The sequence below is a fragment of the Deltaproteobacteria bacterium genome (genome assembly GCA_026388415.1).
GTDB lineage: Bacteria > Desulfobacterota > Syntrophia > Syntrophales > JACQWR01 > JAPLJV01.
On sequence record JAPLJV010000025.1, the window covers coordinates 19,352 to 39,627 of the forward strand.

Sequence of the window (20,276 nt, forward strand, 5' to 3'; positions counted from 1 at the left end):
TAATTTAGAGGCTCAGTGTTAAAATCACCCATACTAAACACCGATAAAAAATCGGCGGGCAGTAACCTTAAAGCAGATAGAGTTAAAGTGCTGATCGTGGTGAACTCCCATGCGTCATTTCGGGAGATGAAACAGGTCGCGCAGTTATTAATTAACTCTCGTCGATATCATCCGGTTATTTTAATGGATGATCCAAAGTATAATTATGAAAAAGAAATCTCCATATGTCGAGCGGAGAGCATAGATTATCTTTGCCCACGAGTCATGTTGACGCTACAACAGGCTGGTCTATCGACCAACCCTGCAAATCGGGTGTCTTTTTTGAGAAGGGTGAAAGAGGCGGTTAAGCATTCTACAAAGACAGGTTCCTTTGTGCGATACACTCTGGCTTTTGTTTGGGAAAATCTCGTTTCATTTCGTTACTCTCTTCCGGGCGCCTTGATTGAGTTCATGTTGCTTTATTGTGAAATACTCCACCAACGAAGCCTAACAAAGAAAATAAAGCCGGGGATTTTGGTTTTACCTTCCGCAGATTGCGGGCATTTGGCTATTGTAACAAAAGTTGCCGCTGAGCAAGGGATACCTTCTGTTGTTATTCCGTATGCGATCATTAATTCTACGGTTTCTTTGAAGCAGGCTATGGCGGTGCCGCGCATGAGTCTAAATCGGTGGGACTGCCGTCTTGTGTCATGGATCTATCCTCAATGGTCAGGAGAATATCAGGGCCGCAAGATGCTGGCCAGCGATGTCTCAAAGATCTTGTCGGTTGAATGGCTTGGGCTGTCTTTACCCAAGCCATGGGGTGATTTTTTGGGTCGGGCCGATGTCTTGGCTGTAGAAAGTCGTTGTATGTGGCAACTTTATGAGCGAGCAGGCCTTGACAGAGAAAAGTATGTCTTGACGGGTGCTTTGAGTGATGATGTCATTTTTTCGAATCGCCGAGATTCATTCGGTCCAAGGGAAGTTCTTTATAAAGAACTTGATCTGCCATTGGGCAGACCTCTTATTCTCGTTAGTATCACCCCTGATCAGTCGTTAGCGGATCATCCGGGTACTGAGTTTAACACTTATGAGCAGATAGTAGGTTTTATAATGCATGTGGTTTCGGGTGCCAAAGGGTACAATGTCATCGTTTCCCCACATCCTCGTGCAGATAGTAATGTTATAAAGAGATTTTTGTCAAATAATGCCCGCGTTGTTGATGTAAGTATAGAGTCGTTAATGCCTTTAGCAGACATTTTTATTGCTGAACCCTCATCAACTTTTCGCCTGGCTATTGCGTGCAGCACGCCTGCGATTTGTTACGATATGTGGGGGTATGAGTTTCCTGAATTTGAAAGTGAGGAGGGTATTATTACTGTAGAAACCATGGCTGAGTTTGAATCGATATTGTCGCGTTTAGTATCAGACAGTTCGTATTATAAAAATGTAAAAGACCACCAGGCGGCACGTTCTGAGGAATGGGCAATTTTGGATGGGCGTTCGGGCGAGCGAATACTTAGTCTCTTCGACAGGATGGTCGGGATCGCAGTGCAGGTGAATTTATTGGTCCCCCCAACCCCCAATGGCCTAGTATTGCCAGACAAATCAATGGTGCGCACACAATCTGGGGAGCCCTAGAACCATTGCGTAATGAATAAGGAAAAACCTTTCTAAGTAACTCAACTTTCGTACACGTTTAGGAGAGTCTATCTATTCTTTAAAGGATTAACTGGATGAAAGATATCATAATAGAAACGGGAACAACATTAATATCTTTATTGAGAGTATTAATAAATCATAGAATCAACTATTCATTCCCCGTTTTTCAAAAGGATAATTTTGAGATAAATATTCTTTGTACAGGCCCGTCTTTGAATGAAAGTTTGAGTAGTTCGGGCAACATTTTTCAGTCAAAAGACTCTATGTGTGTAAATAAATTTGCTGAATCAGATTTTTTTGAAATTATCAAGCCTAGTTACTATTTATTGCTCGATCCGGTTTTTTGGGAAGAGAATAGCCGGCCAGTGTTTATAGCGGAAAGGGATAGACTCTATAAACTAATAAATACCAAAACGAACTGGCATCTTAATTTATTATTGCCACTAAGCGCAAAACATGCCTTTAATTGGAACTATATATTTCAAAATAACAGCAATATTAGGATATCATTTTTTAATAATGTTCCCTTGACTGGGTTCAAATCAATCATTCATAGTTTATATAAGCATAATCAGGGGATGCCGCCTGCACAAAATGTATTAGTTGCTGCGATATTTGTTGCGATCAATATGGGGTATAAAAAACTGTATTTACTTGGGGCGGATCATTCTTGGCATGAGCGATTAGTGCTAAATGATGAAAATGTTGTATGCTATAGAGAAAGTAATTTTTTCGACAAAACGGAACAGCAGTTAATCCCATGGTTTAAAGCTCAAGAGAATGCTGGTACAAATAAAATGCATGAAATATTTATGGAAATTGCACGGATGTTTTTAGGATATCAATATTTAGAAGAATATTCAAAGTACAGAAATGTAAAAATATATAACGCGAGTCCGAAGACGTATATAGACGCTTTTGAAAGGTATAATTTCAAAAGGAACTAAGACAAGAGTTTGTCTTAAAAACATGAGCATATTTCATGATTATTGTTTTATAGGAAACAACTGTAAGCTCTCGTGTTTATATGAAACGGACACTGGCAGATATAAAAGAAAGCATTATAGATGGACTGCTTGACTTGTTGGAAGATCTTGACAAAGGAGAATCAACAGCAAAAGCAAACAATCCATATGGAGATGGTCATTGTGTGGCAGAACGTATTATGAATATTATTGAAAAATAAATGGGAGATATTGAATGGCTAAGGTTCTTGTTACAGGTGGATTAGGTGCGGTTGGTAGTGTTCTCGTGAAAGAACTCCGTGCACACGGACACGATACATGGATTGTTGATCTACCACACCACAATGACCGGCAATACCTCCGCTGTGATGTCGGAGAATTTAGGCAAGTAGAACAGTTGTTTATGTCCGATGGATGGGCTCGTGGATACTTTAGTAAGCGTCACGAATTCGATTTTGTTTATCATCTTGCTGCAGAGTTTGGGCGTTGGAATGGAGAAGATTTTTATGACACTCTATGGCGATCTAATGCAGTAGGTACAAAGAATATTCTTTCTATGCAAGAGCGATACGAGTTCAGAGGAATATATTTTTCTTCATCAGAGGTTTATGGCGACTATGATGGTCTGATGAGCGAAGATGTTCTTGACAATATTCCCATAAAGCAGATGAATGACTATGCGATCAGTAAATGGGTAAACGAAATGCAGGTTTTAAACTCTGCAGCCATGCATGGAACGGAGTCTGTCAGAGTAAGGCTTTTTAACACATATGGCCCCGGTGAGCCATATTCGCCTTACCGATCAGTTATATGCTTATTTTGTTACTCTGCTTTAAATGGTATGCCCTTCAAGGTATATCGAGGACACCACCGGACATCAACGTACATTACAGATACAGTCCGCACATTGGCGAATATATGTGAAAGTTTCATGCCGGGAGAGGTATACAATATTGGCGGGCTTGACTATCACGATATCGAAACGGTAGCCCAACTGGTTATTAAATACAGTGGCTGTAATCCAAGCTTGGCTGAATATTGCGACCCGGAACCATTTACAACTATTAGTAAAAAAGTGGACTGTGTCAAGGCAGTACAGCATTTGGGGCATAAAAGCACGGTTGGTTTAGAAGAAGGCATAAAAAAAACAATAGACTGGATGCGCCACTACTATCGTGTCGGAGAGAAAATATGAAAAAAAAGATAATTGTTGTTGGTACTGGATATGTTGGCTTGCCGGCAGCATTGCTATTAGCTCGTGCGGGATACGACGTAGTTGGTGTTGATATAAATGAAAATATTGTTCAAGCCATAAACGACGGTATTTTGCACATAAAAGAAACTGATCTGCAGAAGATTATGGATGCGCCGCAAGTTCGCCAAAATCTGCATGCTCAATCAGTCCCATGCGCGGCGGATGTCTTTTTAATTGCGGTACCTACACCTATTCATCCCCATAAGAAAGTGGCCGAATTAAAATATGTTCATGAAGCGGTTGAATCTATTATTCCTTATTTGCAGCCTGGTAATTTGGTTATTCTGGAATCAACGGTGCCCCCGCTTACCTGTCGAACTGTGATAACACCTATTTTGGAGAAAAGTGGTCTGACTGTTGGAAAGGACTTGTTCCTGGCGCATTGCCCTGAACGTATTCTGCCCGGGGATGTGTTTTATGAAATTGTCCATAATAACAGGATTATCGGCGCCGCGGATCAGACATCAAGAGAAATGGCACAGGACATTTACGCATCTTTTGTTAAGGGGGAACTATCTCAAACTGATGATATAACTGCAGAAATATGTAAGCTTATGGAGAATACCTACCGGGATGTTAACATTGCACTGGCAAACGAGTTAGCCGAAGTTATGGAAGGTTTGGGGATTAACCCGGTAAAAGCAATTGAATTGGCAAATAAGCATCCTCGCGTGAACATCCTAAAACCAGGTATCGGTGTGGGAGGCCATTGCATTCCAATAGATCCGTGGTTCATTAAGGAAGTTGACCCTGCAAATTCACGCCTAATCTTTACGTCAAGGCTTATTAATGAAGAAATGCCCCATCGTATTGCCGCTAAAATACGGCGCTCCATGCGGGACGTAAGCAATCCACAAATTGTGGCAGTTGGCGCATCATATAAAGCAAATACAGTTGACATACGAGAAAGTCCAGCGTTAAAAATAGTAGAGTTATTGGCCCAAGACGGGTATCATGTAGATCACTTTGATCCTCTCATATCGGGCATGGAGTACTCGTCCTTATCTAAGGTTTGTCAAGGAATGGATTGTTTGGCAATATTAGTTGAACATAATGTTGTGCGCGATGAGCTTAAAAGTTGCATAGAAGAGCTACGTTTATGTATGCGCACTCCCATAATATTGCGTTTCTGCTAAGGTAATGAATAATTCCCCCCAAAGGATAACGACTGTGGGTTGTCCTAATATAGCCAGGAATAGACAGATCCAATGAATATCGGAAGACAAACTGCGACTTCGTCAACTCGCTCACCAAAAGCAAGGAGTCGTCTCGTTGAAGGTTGCCATGATGAATCAATGGCAATTGCCTTTTTGGGGCCTGTACTGCCTGAAGATATGTGCAATCGCACCCCGGCCTGCAACGTATCTGGAAACAAGCTTCAAATCAACTTCCTTAATGCGTTGCGCAAAGCAAGCGGCGTTTCCCCTACCATTGTCAGCTTTCTACCGATAGGTATGTTTACAAAATCACGGAAGCTCTTTGTCCGTTCCGGACCGCTCAGTTTTAACAATGGGCTCCGGGGGCGGTTAATTCCTTTTATAAATGTACTGTTTCTAAAGCAACTTACGATTGGGTTAGTGAGTCTACTCATCTTAATGAACTGGCACTGGCAAAACCGCCGCACGCGTCGCTTAGTTTTGGTTTATAATGTTTATCTGCCCATGTCGCTCCCCGTACTTCTGGCAACAAAATTATCAGGCGGGAAGGCAGTGGCTTTCGTTGCCGATTTCCCACATAATTTGTCCTTCAATTTTCAAGGATGGAAGGGCATGCTTCAGCGAATCAACCTGTGGTTAGAATCACTCAGCCTTGCCCATTTTACCGGTATTATTCCTCTTACGCAGTCTGTAGGCGAAGACTTTGCACCAGGGAGACCTATGATGGTTATGGAAGGTGGTGTAGATCCGGACGATGTGGGCGCTAAGTCTCATCCTGTAGAGGTTCCATCGGCAGAACGAATCTGCCTTTTCAGCGGCACTCTGAACGAGATTAATGGAATTGATCTGTTACTCAGGGCATTTCGTCTGATTCCAGATCCAAACTTTAGACTCTGGATTTTTGGAAAAGGGCCATTAGAAGCTGAAGTTCGAGCAGCAACGCAGCAGGATGATCGGATTGTCTACAGGGACTTTTTGCCCAACGCAGAGGTATTACGGTATCAGCGGCAAGCGACGGTACTGCTTAACGCACGTCCAACCAATCAGTTGATAACCCGCTATACATTTCCTTCAAAACTAATTGAATACATGTTAAGCGGGAGGCCTGTTATTACAACAGCGCTATCGGGTATCCCAAAGGATTACTTTGATTTTATTTATGTCCTTTTTGACGAAACGCCCGAAGGGCTATCACGACTACTCATTGATGTTTGTGCAAAACCTGCCTTCGAACTATATGAATTAGGAGGTCGAGCGCAAGAATTTATTTTGCAGACAAAAAACTGGTCAATACAGGGGCGGCGTGTATATGAATTCATCTGTAACGGCATATAATAAAACAAAGCTCCTCGGAACCATAAATTTTACCATTAAACGCCATACTTTTATGTATTTTATAGTTATTGATCTTCTTTTCTTTCCGTATGTTCCTTTTTTCGTGATGCCGATGAGTTTGCCGTTCGTCGTCGCAGCTTTGTTTTTGGGCACCGAAAGCCCCTGTCATAACGCAATATCGTTATTATATTTGTTTTCCGTGTGTGTTGTAATTAGTGTTATAGCAGGCCTAATATTTTACGGCGATGAATCTATGTTGGAAGATTTCAAACGCGCAGGGCAACTGCTATCATCTTTTGCCTACTATCTTTATTTCAAATCCTCCTTAAAGAAAAGAGCGTTTGATCCGACAAACATTCTTATTTTTTTCATTTTTTCCCAGTTGTTCTTGATTTTCTTCTTCTACAATAATCCAGATGGATTTAGTGTTCTTCGAATAAAGATGGCTCCGGCTACAGCAGGTACTGTGGAACATATATACAAACACTTTAGATACACCTATTTTTTTTCTGATCCGAATACCGTTGCATATTTTTCTTTGGTCTGTGCTTTTTTTGTATTGCACACACACTCATCTATTATATTGAAATGGTGCATGTTGCTGATCTCATGCTTAATTATTGTCGCGACAAACAGCCGTGGTGCCGTTTTATGTATGGCCGCGCTAATATCTCTCTCATTATACCGCGTATTTCGAGGTCGTATCAGCGTGTCTTTAACCCTATTAAAAAAAAATATCTGCGGCATATTTGTTCTTGTAATGGTATTCACCATATTTGCAGCGACTGATACAGGGAAAATGTCCTTTGAAACGATGGAGGCAGTATACACCTTATTCGAGCAGCGTTCGGGTGCCGCAGAATATTACGAAAGCGGTGGTGAGACAAGACTTGATATTTGGCACAACATTGTGTCGACTTATGTGCCTTCTTTTTTTGGCTGGGGCTACTCTTTTTTGGGTACGCCACATACTGATCATCTGCGTATGATTTATAGTTATGGCATCGTGGCATATGGGATTCTTCTTTATTTGGTTTTTCGTTTCATTCTAGTGCCAGGATTTGAATTTCTGATCCCTGCTTTTATGGCATTTTCTATTAATTCACTCATCGATGAGCAGAAATTCTTCGCACTGGTATTATCCCTTGTTGCGGTGGCCCAAGTTACGGTCGGCGATTCAAACAGAATGAAGCACATCATCAATAATTCACTCTTTGTGCCCCCCATTTTTAAAAATGAGGGGGCAAATACAAACCAAATCGTAAAATGACGAAATTCAAAGGTCCAGGCCATAGAATCATGATTAAAAGAAAAGTATTAACGATCATCGGCACGCGCCCGGAAGCCATCAAACTTGCACCTGTAGTGCTGGAACTAAAACGCCGACATGATCTGGTTGATTTTTCAGTATGTGTTACAGCCCAACACCGTGAGATGCTTGATCAGCCGCTGGCTCTTTTTGGCATTAAACCGGATTATGACTTGGATATTATGTCACCTGGGCAAACACTGGCGAAAGTGACGGCACTTGCAATGGAAGGTATAGATAATGTTGTGTCCCAGGAAAAGCCCGATGTAATTTTGGTGCAGGGTGATACAACCACTGCATTTTGCGGTGCATTGACTGGGTATTATCATCAGATAAAGGTTGCCCATGTAGAAGCCGGATTGCGAACGGGAAACAAGTATGCGCCCTTCCCCGAAGAGATTAATCGTTGTTTGATAGGGCGTATTGCCGATTTACACTTTGCACCGACCGAACAGGCCCGGCAGACATTACTGAATGAGGGAGTAACGGGCCCAAACGTGTTCGTGACAGGGAACACGGTGATTGATGCACTCCTATGGGTGCGGGAACGTGTGCGCTGCGCTCCACCTAAATTACCAGCAGGGTTGTTAGAAGCAACAACAGGAAAGCAGATCATCCTTGTTACGGGCCACCGGCGAGAGAGTTTTGGCAACGGGTTTGACAATATCTGCCATGCGATCCGGGAGATTGCAGATAGTTTCGTAGATGTTGCATTTATCTATCCGGTTCATCTCAATCCAAATGTTCGTGAGCCGGTCAATCGCATTTTGGGGAGGCATCCGCGCATTCATCTGATTGAGCCATTGTCCTACGCGCCATTTGTCTGGTTGATGGACCGCGCTACCATTGTGCTGACAGACTCAGGCGGTGTGCAGGAAGAAGCTCCATCTCTTGGCAAGCCTGTTTTAGTGATGCGCGAAATGACCGAGCGTACGGAAGGTATTACCACCGGCAACGCGCTTTTGGTTGGCGTTCAGAGGGAACGAATTGTGGATGGGCTCAGACAATTGTTATGCGATCCCCAAAGACGCGCAATGATGGTGACCGTGAATAATCCTTATGGTGATGGGCGGGCGGCTCAGAGAATTGTTGAGATATTACTGCCGGGGCGGCACAATTATGACGGAAAAAACAAACTTCGATCAGCAACAGGACCTTCGTGAAGGGAACTTGGTCATAGATCTTCGGCAAACTTTATTTAGGCATTCTTCTGGCGAGTTTTAATGCATTGGTTCCTCAGAGCGAAAATAAAATAGGCAAATAATGCACTTGGGTATTGATGCATCCAACATCCGTGCTGGCGGCGGTGTCACCCATCTTGTTGAATTACTCAGGGCCGCAAAGCCGCAGGTGGATGGTTTTGACAAGGTTATTATCTGGGGTGGTTCATCCACATTGAATTGTTTGGAAGACCGCCCATGGTTGAAAAAGGTCCATGATCCTGTACTTGACCAAATCCTGCCCATACGGCTTTACTGGCAAGTATTCAAGCTGGATCGCCTGGTGCAGAAGGAGAGGTGTGATGCCCTCTTTGTTCCCGGAGGAACATATACTGGCGCATTCAGGCCGTTTGTTACATTTTCACAGAATTTGTTACCTTTCGAATGGACGGAAGCTCGAAGATATGGCGTATCATGGATGTTATTGAAAATGCTTTTGCTTTATAAGTCACAGAGTCGGGCTTTTGTTAGAGCAAATGGTGTGATTTACTTAACCCAGTACGCCCGCAATACTGTGATTAAAAAGTTGAAACAGCTTCGCGGGAAAAGTGTGGTCATCCCTCATGGTGTCGACAAAAGGTTCTTCCTTTCACCGCGTGAGCAAAGGGCGATTGGCAGCTATTCGCCGCAGCATCCCTTTCGTATTTTATATGTTTCTCCCGTGGACGTATACAAACATCAGTGGCATGTAGCTGACGCTGTCGCAAGGCTTAATGATTCAGGTTTCCCCATCAAGCTCGATCTGATTGGCTCCGCTTATGCGCCGGCGCTGAAACATCTGCACCAAGTAATGAGCCGTCTTGACCCTGAGGGGAAATTTATTTGCCGCCATGGATTTTCTCCACATTCCGAGATATTCTGCCAATATCACAAGGCCGATGTTTTTGTTTTTGCATCAACTTGCGAGACATTCGGTATGGTTATCACCGAGGCAATGGCGGCTGGTTTACCGATTGCGTGTTCGAATCGTGGCCCAATGCCCGAGGTGTTAGGTGATGCCGGGGTATACTTCGATCCTGAAAAGCCGGCGGAGATTGTAGAAGCTATCAGAAAGCTGATCGAAGACCCTATTCTACGCGCAGAGAAAGCCGAGGCAGCCTTTGAACGCGCTAAGGAGTTTACATGGGAGCGTTGCGCCGATGAAACCTTTCGTTTTCTTGCTGAGTGCTCTCTATGACTTTCAATATGCATCCATCTTATACGCAATAGCGGATTTTTAACTTTGCACATATTACTCGTCACGCAGTACTTCTGGCCGGAAGAATTCCGAATTAATGAACTGGCAGTGATGATGGCCGGAAGCGGGCATCAGATCACCGCTTTAACGGGTATCCCTAATTATCCCGGAGGTAAATTTTTTCAAGGATATGGCTTCACGCGGCAGAAAGTACAGAATTATAAAGGGCTTAAGGTTGTTCGTGTGCCCTTGATTCCCAGAGGCAAAGGGGGAAGTATCCGATTGGTATTGAATTATTTCTCTTTCGCATTCATGGCGAGCTTGCTGGGTCCGATAAAATGTCGCGATGCTTATGATGTAATCTTTGTTTATCAACTATCCCCGATTACAGTGGCTTTACCTGGCATTGTAATGAAGAAAATAAAATCGGCACCCATCATAATGTGGGTTCAAGACCTCTGGCCTGAAAGCCTTTCTGCAACAGGCGCGATCCATTCCAAATCCATTATGAAAGCGGTGGAAATGCTGGTGCGGTTTATTTATTCTCAGTGTGATCGCATCCTGGTGCAATCCAGGTCCTTTATTGATGCTATTGTGCAGACAGGTGTCGCTCGTTCAAAAATAGAATATTTCCCAAATAGTGCAGAGGCAATCTTCGATACTGCCGCAGAATGTTCAGGATCGATGGGAAATGTTGAATTTCCTGAAGGCTTTTGTGTGATGTTTGCTGGTAATATCGGTGCTGCACAGGATTTTAAAACGATCATGAGTGCGGCAGAACTTCTGAAAGGGCACCAAGACATTCATTGGATGATCGTCGGAGATGGTCGCATGCTTCCATGGGTGCGGGAGCAGGTTCAAATCAGGGAGTTGGAGAAAACAGTCCATTTGTTAGGGCGACATCCGCTTGCGGCCATGCCTGCTTTTTTTGCCAGGGCAGATGTTATGCTGGTTACTCTTAAAAAAGAACCTATCTTTGCACTGACTATCCCTGGGAAAGTGCAGTCCTATCTGGCATGTTCGCGACCTATTATTGCAGCCCTTGACGGCGAAGGCGCCCGTGTGGTCGAAGAGGCTGGCGCCGGTTTGACTTGCCCGGCGGAAGATCCAGAGTCACTTGCCAAAACCGTCCTGAAGATATCCAGCATGACGGCTGATGATCGTGTAAAAATGGCACTGCGAGGGAGGGTTTATTTTGAAAGGAATTTTGAATCCTGTATGCTCCTGGATCGTCTGGATGGCTGGCTTTCAGAATTAGTCGGGGGGAAACAGTAAGTATGCGCCTCGTTATCTTAGGTGGGACAGGTATGCTTGGTCATACATTGTGGGAGTGTCTTTCTCGGCGTTTTCCCGATACATATACCACCATTCGCAAAGGTATCAGGGATTATGGAGATGACCGTCTGTTTGGGAGCGACCGGGTTATCGAGCACATTGATGTCATGGATTTTCGGCTGCTTGAGGGTGCATTAAGGGTTATCAAGCCGGATGTTATCCTGAATTGCATTGGAATCACGAAAAGGCGAGAAGACCCGAAAAATCCCATCACAAGTATCGTCTTGAATGCCATGCTCCCGCATAAACTGGCCAAACTGGCGGTAGATTTGAAGGCGAAACTCATTCACTTCAGCACGGATTGTGTGTTTGATGGAAGGACAGGTCATTATTCGGATGATGCCCCGACAAACGCTACGGATCTTTACGGGCGCACCAAGGCTTTAGGCGAGTTCACAGGAAATAACGTTCTTACGTTGAGATCTTCCTTTATTGGGAAGGAACTGCGCGAAGGTACTGAACTTCTGGAGTGGTTTCTGTCTCAGAAAAAGGCTATACGCGGTTTCAAAAACGCAATCTACACGGGGCTGACGACTCTGGAAATATGTCGTGTGATCGAGAAATTGCTATTGCATTATCCCGACGCTTCTGGGCTTTACAATGTATCCAGTGAACCGATAAATAAATTCGATCTATTAAAGCTGATTGGCGAGAAAATGCATCGGAGCGTCGAGATTATACCGGACGAATCATTTCATTGCGATCGGAGCGTCGATTCCGCAAGGTTCCGTAGAGATTTTGGTTACACACCTCCGACATGGACGAAAATGGTGGAGGAATTAAGTCAGGAATATAGGGGTGAATCATGATCATTGAAGGAAAAACGATACTTGTTACCGGTGGAACGGGTTCAATGGGTAAGACGCTTGTACGCCGTATGCTGACCGGCGAACAAGGAACGCCGAAGAAGATCATCGTCCTGTCAAGAGATGAAGCAAAACAACATGATATGCGGATGGCGTATCTGCATAAATTGGTCGCCACCGAGGAAGTGATCTACCGGAATTTCATGAATGTCCTGGAATTTCGGATTGGCGATGTACGGAACTATGCGGATGTTTGTTCCACGGTAAAAAATGCGGATATTGTAATCAATGCCGCTGCGCTGAAACAGGTGCCGGCATGCGAATACTTCCCAGTTCAGGCGGTCATGACAAATTGCATGGGGCCAGCCAATATAGTACGCGCCATTGAGGAAAACGGATATCCAGTCAAGACTGTGGTGGCCATCAGCACCGATAAGGCATGCAAACCGATCAATGTCATGGGGATGACAAAATCCATTCAGGAAAGAATCATTACTACTGCGAATATACTGAACCCACAAACCCGGTTTATTTGTGTCCGTTATGGAAACGTATTGGCATCAAGAGGTTCTGTCATTCCTCTTTTTCATGGTCAGATCAGGAACGGTGGCCCGGTTACGATCACCGTGCCGGAGATGACCCGTTTCCTCCTCAGCCTTGATCAGGCAGTAGATACCGTATTTGCTGCCCTCCGCGAAGCCAGAAGGGGTGAGACATATGTCCCCAATGCACCTGCGACCAGCATCATCAATATTGCGCAAGCTTTGATCGGTAATCGGCCCGTTGAAATAAAGGTGACGGGTATCCGACCGGGAGAAAAGATTGATGAAATAATGGTTTCGGAAGAAGAAGCCTATCATTGCGTAAAACGAGGAGATTATTATGCTATTCTCCCCATGCTGCCGGAACTACACGTAGAGGAAGAACCGGTAATAAAAGCACTGGGAAAGGAGTTCAGCTCTGCGGATAAAGTCCTCGATTTAGATCAAACTATTGAATTGTTGAAAAGAAATAAGTTGATGATTGATGATGGTGATCTGGCGCAAGGTGAAGAACTGTTGCGTTAGAAGTCATCTTGTTATCAAGCAAATTGGAGAAAAGAGATTATGTCAACAAAGGTTATGACTATTGTGGGTACTCGCCCCGAAATCATAAAGCTCTGCCGGGTTATGAGCGAGCTGGATATCCATACGGAACATATCCTGGTGCATACAGGCCAGAATTACGATTATGAACTGAACGAAATTTTTTTCCGGGATCTTGGCATCCGGAAACCGGATCATTTTTTGAATGCTGCAGGCCAGACGGTGGCCCAGACCATCGGGAACGTAATTGCTCGATCCGATGGAATGATGGACCAGGTTAAACCTGATGCCGTTTTGTTGTATGGAGACACAAACAGTTGTCTGTCCGTGATTTCGGCGAAGCGGCGTAAAATACCCGTCTTTCACATGGAGGCAGGCAATCGAAGCTTCGACCAGCGCGTCCCGGAGGAAATAAACCGCAAGATTGTTGACCACCTGAGTGACATCAACATGCCGTTAACGGAACATGCCCGACGTTACTTGCTGGCAGAGGGGCTGCGGCCGGAAACCGTCATCAAGACGGGGTCACCCATGAAAGAAGTTCTTTCCTACTACATGCCTCAAATCGAAGGTTCTGATGTACTTGAGAGGCTCCAGGTCCAACCGGGAAAATATTTCGTTGTCAGTACGCACCGTGAAGAAAATGTTGACAATGAGGACAACTTCCGAAACCTGTTGGCATCGTTGCAACACATCACAAAGCATTACGGAATGCCGCTGATCGTCTCCACGCATCCCCGGACACGAAAGAAGCTCGAAGAAATGCATATTAACGATTCGGATCCCCTGATCCGTTTTTTAAAACCCCTGGGGTTTTTTGATTATGTGAAACTCCAGATGCATGCCTTCTGCGTTGTCTCTGATAGCGGCACCATTACAGAGGAATCATCCATCCTTAACTTTCCAGCAGTGACGATCCGCCAGGCGCATGAGCGGCCAGAGGGGATGGACGAAGGTACCCTTATTATGTGCGGACTTGAGGCGGAGAAGGTCATGGAATCCATCAATGTTGTGACCGCTCAATATTCGAAAGATAAGAGGCAATTCAGGCTGGTTCAGGATTACGATGTGGAAAATGTATCGAAGAAAGTGCTGCGCATCATCTTGAGTTATACCGATTATATCAATCGGGTAGTTTGGAAGAAGTATTAAGGATTATAATCCTTTGTTTCTGTATTGAATATGTCATTTCAAAATTAAAACGATCGGATCAGTTTGTCGGACAAAAATAAATTTGCTCTCGTTACCGGCGCCACAGGTGCGGTTGGCCCGCGTGTTGTTCATGCTTTGGATCAGGCAGCCGGATCCGTTCCTTCTCGTTTGATGCACCTACATCGGGCATGTTCCCGCAAAGCGTAGAAGTTTTGATTGGCGGTAAGATCGCATTGTAGGGGACATGATAGAGGAAGTGTAAGGTAATCTCTAAAATAAAGATAATAATCGGTTGTACTATCTCTAAAAAAGAGATATAATTGCCATTATGAAAAATGTAATTTCGCAACTTATTGATGATTTCCATGAACGGAACTTGCCTGAGCTGGTAACCCGGAATAAGGAATTTTCTGAGGTTAGGGGTAAGGCGGATGTCGTTATCGGTATGAGGCGAGCGGGTAAGACCTGGTTTTGTTATCAGAAAATAAAAGAACTGATTGCCTCGGGAATAAAAAAAGAGGGGATCCTCTATCTTAACTTTGAAGATGATCGGTTGCTGGAGTTTACCGTTAATCATTTTCAGGAAATTCTTGATGTCTATTTCGGGAAATATCCAGAACATCGCAATGGCCGGTGCTATTTTTTCTTTGATGAGATACAGAGAATTGATCAATGGGAAATGTTCATAAGGCGCTTGCTTGATACGGAAAATATTCAAATTTTTATTACCGGCTCATCTTCAAAGTTACTTGGCTCGGAAATAGCCACCAGTTTACGGGGGCGATCTCTCGCGATAGAAATATTTCCCTTCAGCTTTGAGGAATTTTTGAAATTTCACGGGCTTTTTTCCGGCAGTCCAAAAACATTTGGCCTGAACACGGCCTCCTTATTGCGCAAGGCGGCAAAAGATTATTTTGAAGTCGGAGGCTTCCCGGAAGTACAGAAGCTGGATCGCAATCTTCGCATTGAGGTATTGCAAGGTTATATTGACTCTGTATTGCTGAAAGACATCATCGAGCGCCATAAAGTCAGCAATATTCTGGTGCTTAAACATCTTGTCCGCCATATTATGAATTCTTCCGGCGGGCAATTCAGTGTTAACAAATTCTTCAATACCATGAAAAGCATGGCAATCAAATGTACCAAGAACAGCCTGTATGAATATCTTGATCATTTGACAGATGCTTTTTTATTTTACAAAGTTCCCATTCATAGCCGTTCTGAAAAATCAAGGCTGATCAATCCGGCTAAAATCTACACCATTGATACCGGCCTTTTGAACGCCATGACCTTTCGTAATTCTCATAATTACGGTCAGTTACTGGAAACCATGGTCTTTATGCACCTGCGTCGCGGGGGGTATGACGCGGAATATGTCAATACAAAAGACGGGCATGAAGCCGATTTCTTTGCGCGGCACAGAATTTCAGGCGAGACGCAACTGATCCAGGTATGCTGGGAGATGTCGGATAAAAAGACCTTTGAAAGAGAACTCTTGGGATTGAAAAGCGCAATGGATGAACTTTCACTCTCCACAGGTACAATAGTAACATGGGATGACGAAACCGACATAGAGAATAGAATAAAAGTAATTCCCGTCTGGAAATGGCTTTTAATTTAGCAGCGTTTGCTTCGTGAAAAGTAAAATGAGCAAGGTATGAGAGCTTTGAGTCAAGTGGATACCCCAGAAAATAAAATTGTTCTCGTCACCGGCGCTACCGGGGCTGTTGGTCCGCGTGTCGTTCATGCTTTGGATCAAGCAGGGTTCCGGATCCGTTCCTTCTCGTTCGATGCTCCTGCATCGGGCATGTTCCCGCAAAGCGTAGAAGTTTTGATTGGCGATGTCGCTGATCAAGTGGCGGTCCAATCTGCGATGCAAGGCGTGGATGCAGTCGTTCATATGGCGGCGCTGCTGCACATTGTCAATCCGCCGCCTGAATTACGTGAAAAATACGAGCGCGTAAATATTGGTGGAACAGCGACGGTAGTTGACGCTACAATCAAGGCGGGTGTGAAGCGCGTTGTCTTGTTCAGCCGAACAGATTGTCTTGAATGCGAGGAGCGCTGACGGGGAAAAACAAGTGCTGAGTGCTGAGTGCTGAGGACTGAGTGAAGACAATCGCAAGTTCTCGGCCATGCCATTTCGGTAGCCATTCCGAAAAAGTCTTGACTTTTCCGGAATGCAGGATAAAATGGCCGCCATGAAGAGATACCTAGAAGAATACATTCAGAAGGATCTTAAAAGAAAAATAGTCCTGCTTACCGGCCCGAGACAGGCCGGCAAGACGACCCTGGCAAAGATGCTCAGTCATAATTTCGATTATTTCAATTATGATTATGCCGAACACCGCCTGAGCCTGCTGGATAAGTCATGGGATCGCTCCAAAGATCTGGTGATTTTTGACGAGCTCCACAAACTCAAGAACTGGAAATCATGGCTGAAGGGCATCTACGATACCGAAAGTATCCCGCCTTCCCTGGTGGTGACCGGAAGCGCAAAACTGGATATCTTTAAAAAAGCAGGCGATTCCCTGGCGGGAAGGTTTTTTGAGTTCCGGCTCCACCCCCTTGATCTGAAGGAAATTAAAAGTGTGACGGGGCCTGATAAACTGGAGGAAAAACTTGACAGGCTTTTAAGGATCGGCGGATTTCCTGAGCCCTTTCTGGAAAGCGATGAGTCCTATTACAATCGCTGGAAAAGAAGTCATCTGGACATCATTCTGAAGCAGGACTTGATCGATCTGGAAAATGTGCAGCAGATAACTTCGATTGAAACACTCATCCAGCTTCTGAGGAGAAAGATTGGCAGTCCGATATCATACAGCTCCTTAGCCGAGGATCTTCAGTGTTCGGACAAGACCGTCAAGAGATGGCTGACTATTCTGGAAACACTCTATGTCGTTTTCAAGGTGCCCCCTTTCCATCGCAACATTTCCCGGTCCATTCTCAAGGCGCCCAAATACTATTTTTACGATACCGGTCAGGCGCCCGATGAGGCGGGAATGAAGCTGGAAAATCTTGTCGCCTGTGCTTTGCTGAAAGAAATGCATTTCCGCGAGGATTGCCGCGGTGAACGGTGGGCCGTTTATTACCTCAAAAACAAGGACGGCAGGGAGATTGATTTCTTTCTCACAAAGGAAGAGAAGCCTGCACTAATGATCGGGGTTAAATGGAGCGATGCGGAACGGAGTTCGAATTTTTCTTTATTCGAGAAATATCTGGCAGGCGCAAAAAAAATCCAGATTGTGAAGGAACTCAAAAGGGGAAAAACCTATCCGGACGGCGTCGAAATCCGCACCGCTGAAAACTGGTTGTCCGAAATGCCATTATGAAGAATACGGCCGCTAAAAGCAGATTGTCCGCCGATGAAATTGCTGAAAAGGCAATGGCCGGGGGTAGACGTGTCCCGGTATTTTTCAAACAAAGGCGAGATGAAGCCGGCAATCCAGCGGGTCAATGTTGATTTCAGCGTTGATATGCTCAATGAGCTGGATGCCCTTGCAAGGGAATTAAATGTGAGCCGCCAGGCGATTATAAAAACATATCTGCGACATTCCCTTGACCAGCATTCTCTTGCGAAACAATAATTAGTTTTACAGGACAATAAGCGGTGCGTCCCCAGTTGAGGAATTTTTGGGTACACTGGGTATTGAGCAGGAGGTGAACTAATTATGGATGATCTGGAAAAATATATCGCCAAGCGGAAAAAACGAAGTGCGGTCTTTGCACAGGATTTTGATGCCGGCTATGAAGAGTTCAAGATTGGTATCGTACTTCGGCAGGCGCGGGAGCAGGCCGGTATGACTCAGGAAGAACTGGCGCAGAAACTTCAGACCAGAAAGTTGGCTATATCCAGGATAGAAAATCATGCCGATGATATACGACTTTCCACGCTTCGCTGCATGGCAAAAGCCTTGGGCAAGCAACTTGTTGTCCATCTTGCCTGAGGGTCAGGAAGATAGAGTAAATTTGTCAGATAAAAATAAAGTTGTTCTCGTTACTGGGGCGTCGGGTGCGGTAGGCCCGCGTGTAGTCCACGCTTTGGATCAAGCAGGTTTCCGGATCCGTTCCTTCTCGTTCGATGCTCCTGCATCGGGCATGTTCCCGCAAAGTGTAGAAGTTTTAATCGGCGATGTGACTGATCAAGTGGCGGTTCAATCTGCTATGCAAGGCGTGGATGCAGTCGTTCATATGGCGGCGCTCTTGCACATTGTCAATCCGCCGCCTCAATTGCGTGAAGAATACGAGCGCGTCAATATTGGCGGAACCGCGACGGTAGTTGAGGCTGCAATTAAGGCGGGTGTAAAGCGCGTTGTCTTGTTTAGTACGATTGCGGTGTATGGGCCTTCAGATGGTCGCGTACTCAATGAGATGTCGCCAACCCATCCTGATACTTTTTATGCTCAGACCAAATGCGCTGCCGAACAGATTGTCTTGAATGCGAAAGGCGCCAACGGTCAACCGTTAGGCGCCGTTTTGCGTTTGGGGGCGGTTTATGGGTCGCGGATTAAGGGGAATTATGAACGGTTGACGCGGGCGTTGGCGGGTAATAGGGGGGCACAACACCTATTGCACGGTAATCTGGGGACACGAAATGGGGGAGACGGAGGCAAGACCGAAAATGAGGGTACACGATCCCAATTTCTTACGAAATTGGGTCAAGCCCCCTCCCCCACATTTCCTTCGGGTCATGTTCCCCATTTTCCGTTTGTCCCTGTTGGAAATGGGCTTAATCGGCGGACGCTGGTTTATGATAAGGACGTTGGTCGTGCGGCGGTGCTGGCTGTTTCTCATCCCGCTGCGGCGGGTCGGGTATTCAACGTCACGGATGGCGGGTTTCATACCTTGAATGAAATTATTGGGTCCATCTGCTCTGCCCTTGGCCGTAAACCGCCCCGGTTGTCATTGCCTGTGGGGCCGATACGGGTGGTGGCGGGATTAATTGAAACGGGGTATCGCGTCATGGGAATTATGGCCGGTAATCTGGGGACACGATCCCAATTTCTGGCGAAATTGGGATCGTGTCCCCAGATTACCGGGTCATGTCCCCTTATTACCCCCGGTTACACGGGCGATCATTGACAAATACACAGAAGATATTGCCGTTGACGGTAGCCTCATTCAAAGGGAGCTTGGTTTTGTGCCTCAGTATGATTTAAAGACTGGGTGGGCAGAAACGATCAGGGAAAGACAAGTGCTGAGGACTGAGTGAAAAGGATATTTGATATAACCCTATCTTTTTGTTTGGGTGTGGTTTTGTTGGTTGCCATCCTCGTGATCGCGGTTTTGATCCGGCTGACTTCCAGGGGGCCTGCGTTGTACTGGTCCGATCGGGTGGGTATTGGCAACAAGATTTTCAAGATGCCGAAATTCAGGACGATGCGGAGCGATACACCTGCGGTTGCGACGCACCTGTTATCTAATCCCGATGAATATCTGACACCGATAGGCCCCTGTCTACGGAAATGGAGCGTGGATGAACTGCCGCAATTGTGGAGTGTTTTGAAGGGGGATATGAGTTTTGTGGGGCCTCGGCCGGCGTTGTTCAATCAAGATGATCTTATTGCCTTGCGGACGGAACGCGGGGTTCATCGCTTGATTCCGGGGATTACGGGATGGGCGCAGATTAATGGCCGGGACGATATTCCGATTCCGAAAAAGGTGGAATTTGACGCATATTACCTGCTGCATCGTTCTTTTCTCCTGGATATTAAAATTATTCTTCTGACGATATTCAAGGTCGTGAGGCGGGAAGGGGTGCTTCACTAAGGAAAAGGGGCCTGTTCCCGAATACACCCCCCAATAATAAAGGTTGATTTAAGGATCATCTGTGTATATA

General features: G+C 45.2%; 20 protein-coding genes. All 20 read left to right on the forward strand.

The window, feature by feature from the left end; all coding sequences use genetic code 11:
- Positions 1-15: 15 nt before the first annotated feature.
- Positions 16-1,620: a hypothetical protein gene (locus NT140_06080; protein MCX5831440.1), complete on the forward strand. Its 1,605-nt coding sequence runs from the start codon at positions 16-18 to the stop codon at positions 1,618-1,620.
- Between the two features lie 95 nt (positions 1,621-1,715).
- Positions 1,716-2,588, forward strand: a complete 873-nt coding sequence (locus tag NT140_06085; protein MCX5831441.1) for a hypothetical protein — start codon at positions 1,716-1,718, stop codon at positions 2,586-2,588.
- Positions 2,589-2,668: 80 nt separating this feature from the next.
- The gene (locus NT140_06090) at positions 2,669-2,827 is read left to right on the forward strand and encodes a hypothetical protein (protein ID MCX5831442.1); all 159 of its coding nucleotides are present in this window, start codon (positions 2,669-2,671) and stop codon (positions 2,825-2,827) included.
- A 14-nt stretch (positions 2,828-2,841) separates the two neighbouring features.
- A complete protein-coding gene (locus tag NT140_06095; protein ID MCX5831443.1) occupies positions 2,842-3,801 on the forward strand; it encodes an NAD(P)-dependent oxidoreductase in 960 nt (319 codons plus the stop codon).
- Positions 3,798-4,997, forward strand: coding sequence for a nucleotide sugar dehydrogenase (locus tag NT140_06100; protein ID MCX5831444.1), 1,200 nt, complete (start codon positions 3,798-3,800; stop codon positions 4,995-4,997). The genes NT140_06095 and NT140_06100 overlap by 4 nt, the downstream gene beginning before the upstream one ends.
- A 72-nt stretch (positions 4,998-5,069) precedes the next feature.
- On the forward strand, positions 5,070-6,353 hold the full coding sequence (locus NT140_06105) for a glycosyltransferase (protein MCX5831445.1): 1,284 nt from the start codon (positions 5,070-5,072) through the stop codon (positions 6,351-6,353).
- Positions 6,328-7,623, forward strand: a complete 1,296-nt coding sequence (locus NT140_06110) for an O-antigen ligase family protein (protein ID MCX5831446.1) — start codon at positions 6,328-6,330, stop codon at positions 7,621-7,623. Before NT140_06105 ends, NT140_06110 begins: the two co-directional genes overlap by 26 nt.
- 29 nt (positions 7,624-7,652) lie before the next feature.
- Positions 7,653-8,825, forward strand: a complete 1,173-nt coding sequence (gene wecB, locus NT140_06115; protein ID MCX5831447.1) for a UDP-N-acetylglucosamine 2-epimerase (non-hydrolyzing) — start codon at positions 7,653-7,655, stop codon at positions 8,823-8,825.
- A 100-nt stretch (positions 8,826-8,925) separates the two neighbouring features.
- Positions 8,926-10,059, forward strand: a complete 1,134-nt coding sequence (locus tag NT140_06120) for a glycosyltransferase family 1 protein (GenBank protein MCX5831448.1) — start codon at positions 8,926-8,928, stop codon at positions 10,057-10,059.
- Between the two features lie 45 nt (positions 10,060-10,104).
- Positions 10,105-11,334 carry a glycosyltransferase family 4 protein gene (locus tag NT140_06125; protein MCX5831449.1) on the forward strand — a complete coding sequence of 410 codons (1,230 nt, stop codon included), beginning with the start codon at positions 10,105-10,107 and terminating at the stop codon, positions 11,332-11,334.
- Positions 11,335-11,336: 2 nt separating this feature from the next.
- A complete protein-coding gene (locus NT140_06130; GenBank protein MCX5831450.1) occupies positions 11,337-12,203 on the forward strand; it encodes an SDR family oxidoreductase in 867 nt (288 codons plus the stop codon).
- Entirely contained in the window at positions 12,200-13,267 is a 1,068-nt protein-coding gene (locus tag NT140_06135) for a polysaccharide biosynthesis protein (GenBank protein MCX5831451.1), read from the forward strand. Before NT140_06130 ends, NT140_06135 begins: the two co-directional genes overlap by 4 nt.
- Positions 13,268-13,303: 36 nt before the next feature.
- A complete protein-coding gene (wecB, locus tag NT140_06140) occupies positions 13,304-14,437 on the forward strand; it encodes a UDP-N-acetylglucosamine 2-epimerase (non-hydrolyzing) (GenBank protein MCX5831452.1) in 1,134 nt (377 codons plus the stop codon).
- A 328-nt stretch (positions 14,438-14,765) separates the two neighbouring features.
- Positions 14,766-16,058, forward strand: a complete 1,293-nt coding sequence (locus tag NT140_06145; GenBank protein ID MCX5831453.1) for an ATP-binding protein — start codon at positions 14,766-14,768, stop codon at positions 16,056-16,058.
- Between the two features lie 36 nt (positions 16,059-16,094).
- Positions 16,095-16,505 carry an NAD(P)H-binding protein gene (locus NT140_06150; GenBank protein ID MCX5831454.1) on the forward strand — a complete coding sequence of 137 codons (411 nt, stop codon included), beginning with the start codon at positions 16,095-16,097 and terminating at the stop codon, positions 16,503-16,505.
- Positions 16,506-16,638: 133 nt separating this feature from the next.
- Positions 16,639-17,769 carry an ATP-binding protein gene (locus tag NT140_06155; GenBank protein MCX5831455.1) on the forward strand — a complete coding sequence of 377 codons (1,131 nt, stop codon included), beginning with the start codon at positions 16,639-16,641 and terminating at the stop codon, positions 17,767-17,769.
- Positions 17,770-17,802: 33 nt separating this feature from the next.
- Positions 17,803-18,024, forward strand: a complete 222-nt coding sequence (locus NT140_06160; protein ID MCX5831456.1) for a ribbon-helix-helix protein, CopG family — start codon at positions 17,803-17,805, stop codon at positions 18,022-18,024.
- Positions 18,025-18,108: 84 nt separating this feature from the next.
- Positions 18,109-18,384, forward strand: a complete 276-nt coding sequence (locus NT140_06165; protein ID MCX5831457.1) for a helix-turn-helix transcriptional regulator — start codon at positions 18,109-18,111, stop codon at positions 18,382-18,384.
- A gap of 22 nt (positions 18,385-18,406) precedes the next feature.
- On the forward strand, positions 18,407-19,519 hold the full coding sequence (locus tag NT140_06170; GenBank protein MCX5831458.1) for an NAD-dependent epimerase/dehydratase family protein: 1,113 nt from the start codon (positions 18,407-18,409) through the stop codon (positions 19,517-19,519).
- Positions 19,520-19,645: 126 nt separating this feature from the next.
- A complete protein-coding gene (locus NT140_06175; GenBank protein MCX5831459.1) occupies positions 19,646-20,206 on the forward strand; it encodes a sugar transferase in 561 nt (186 codons plus the stop codon).
- Positions 20,207-20,276 lie beyond the last annotated feature (70 nt).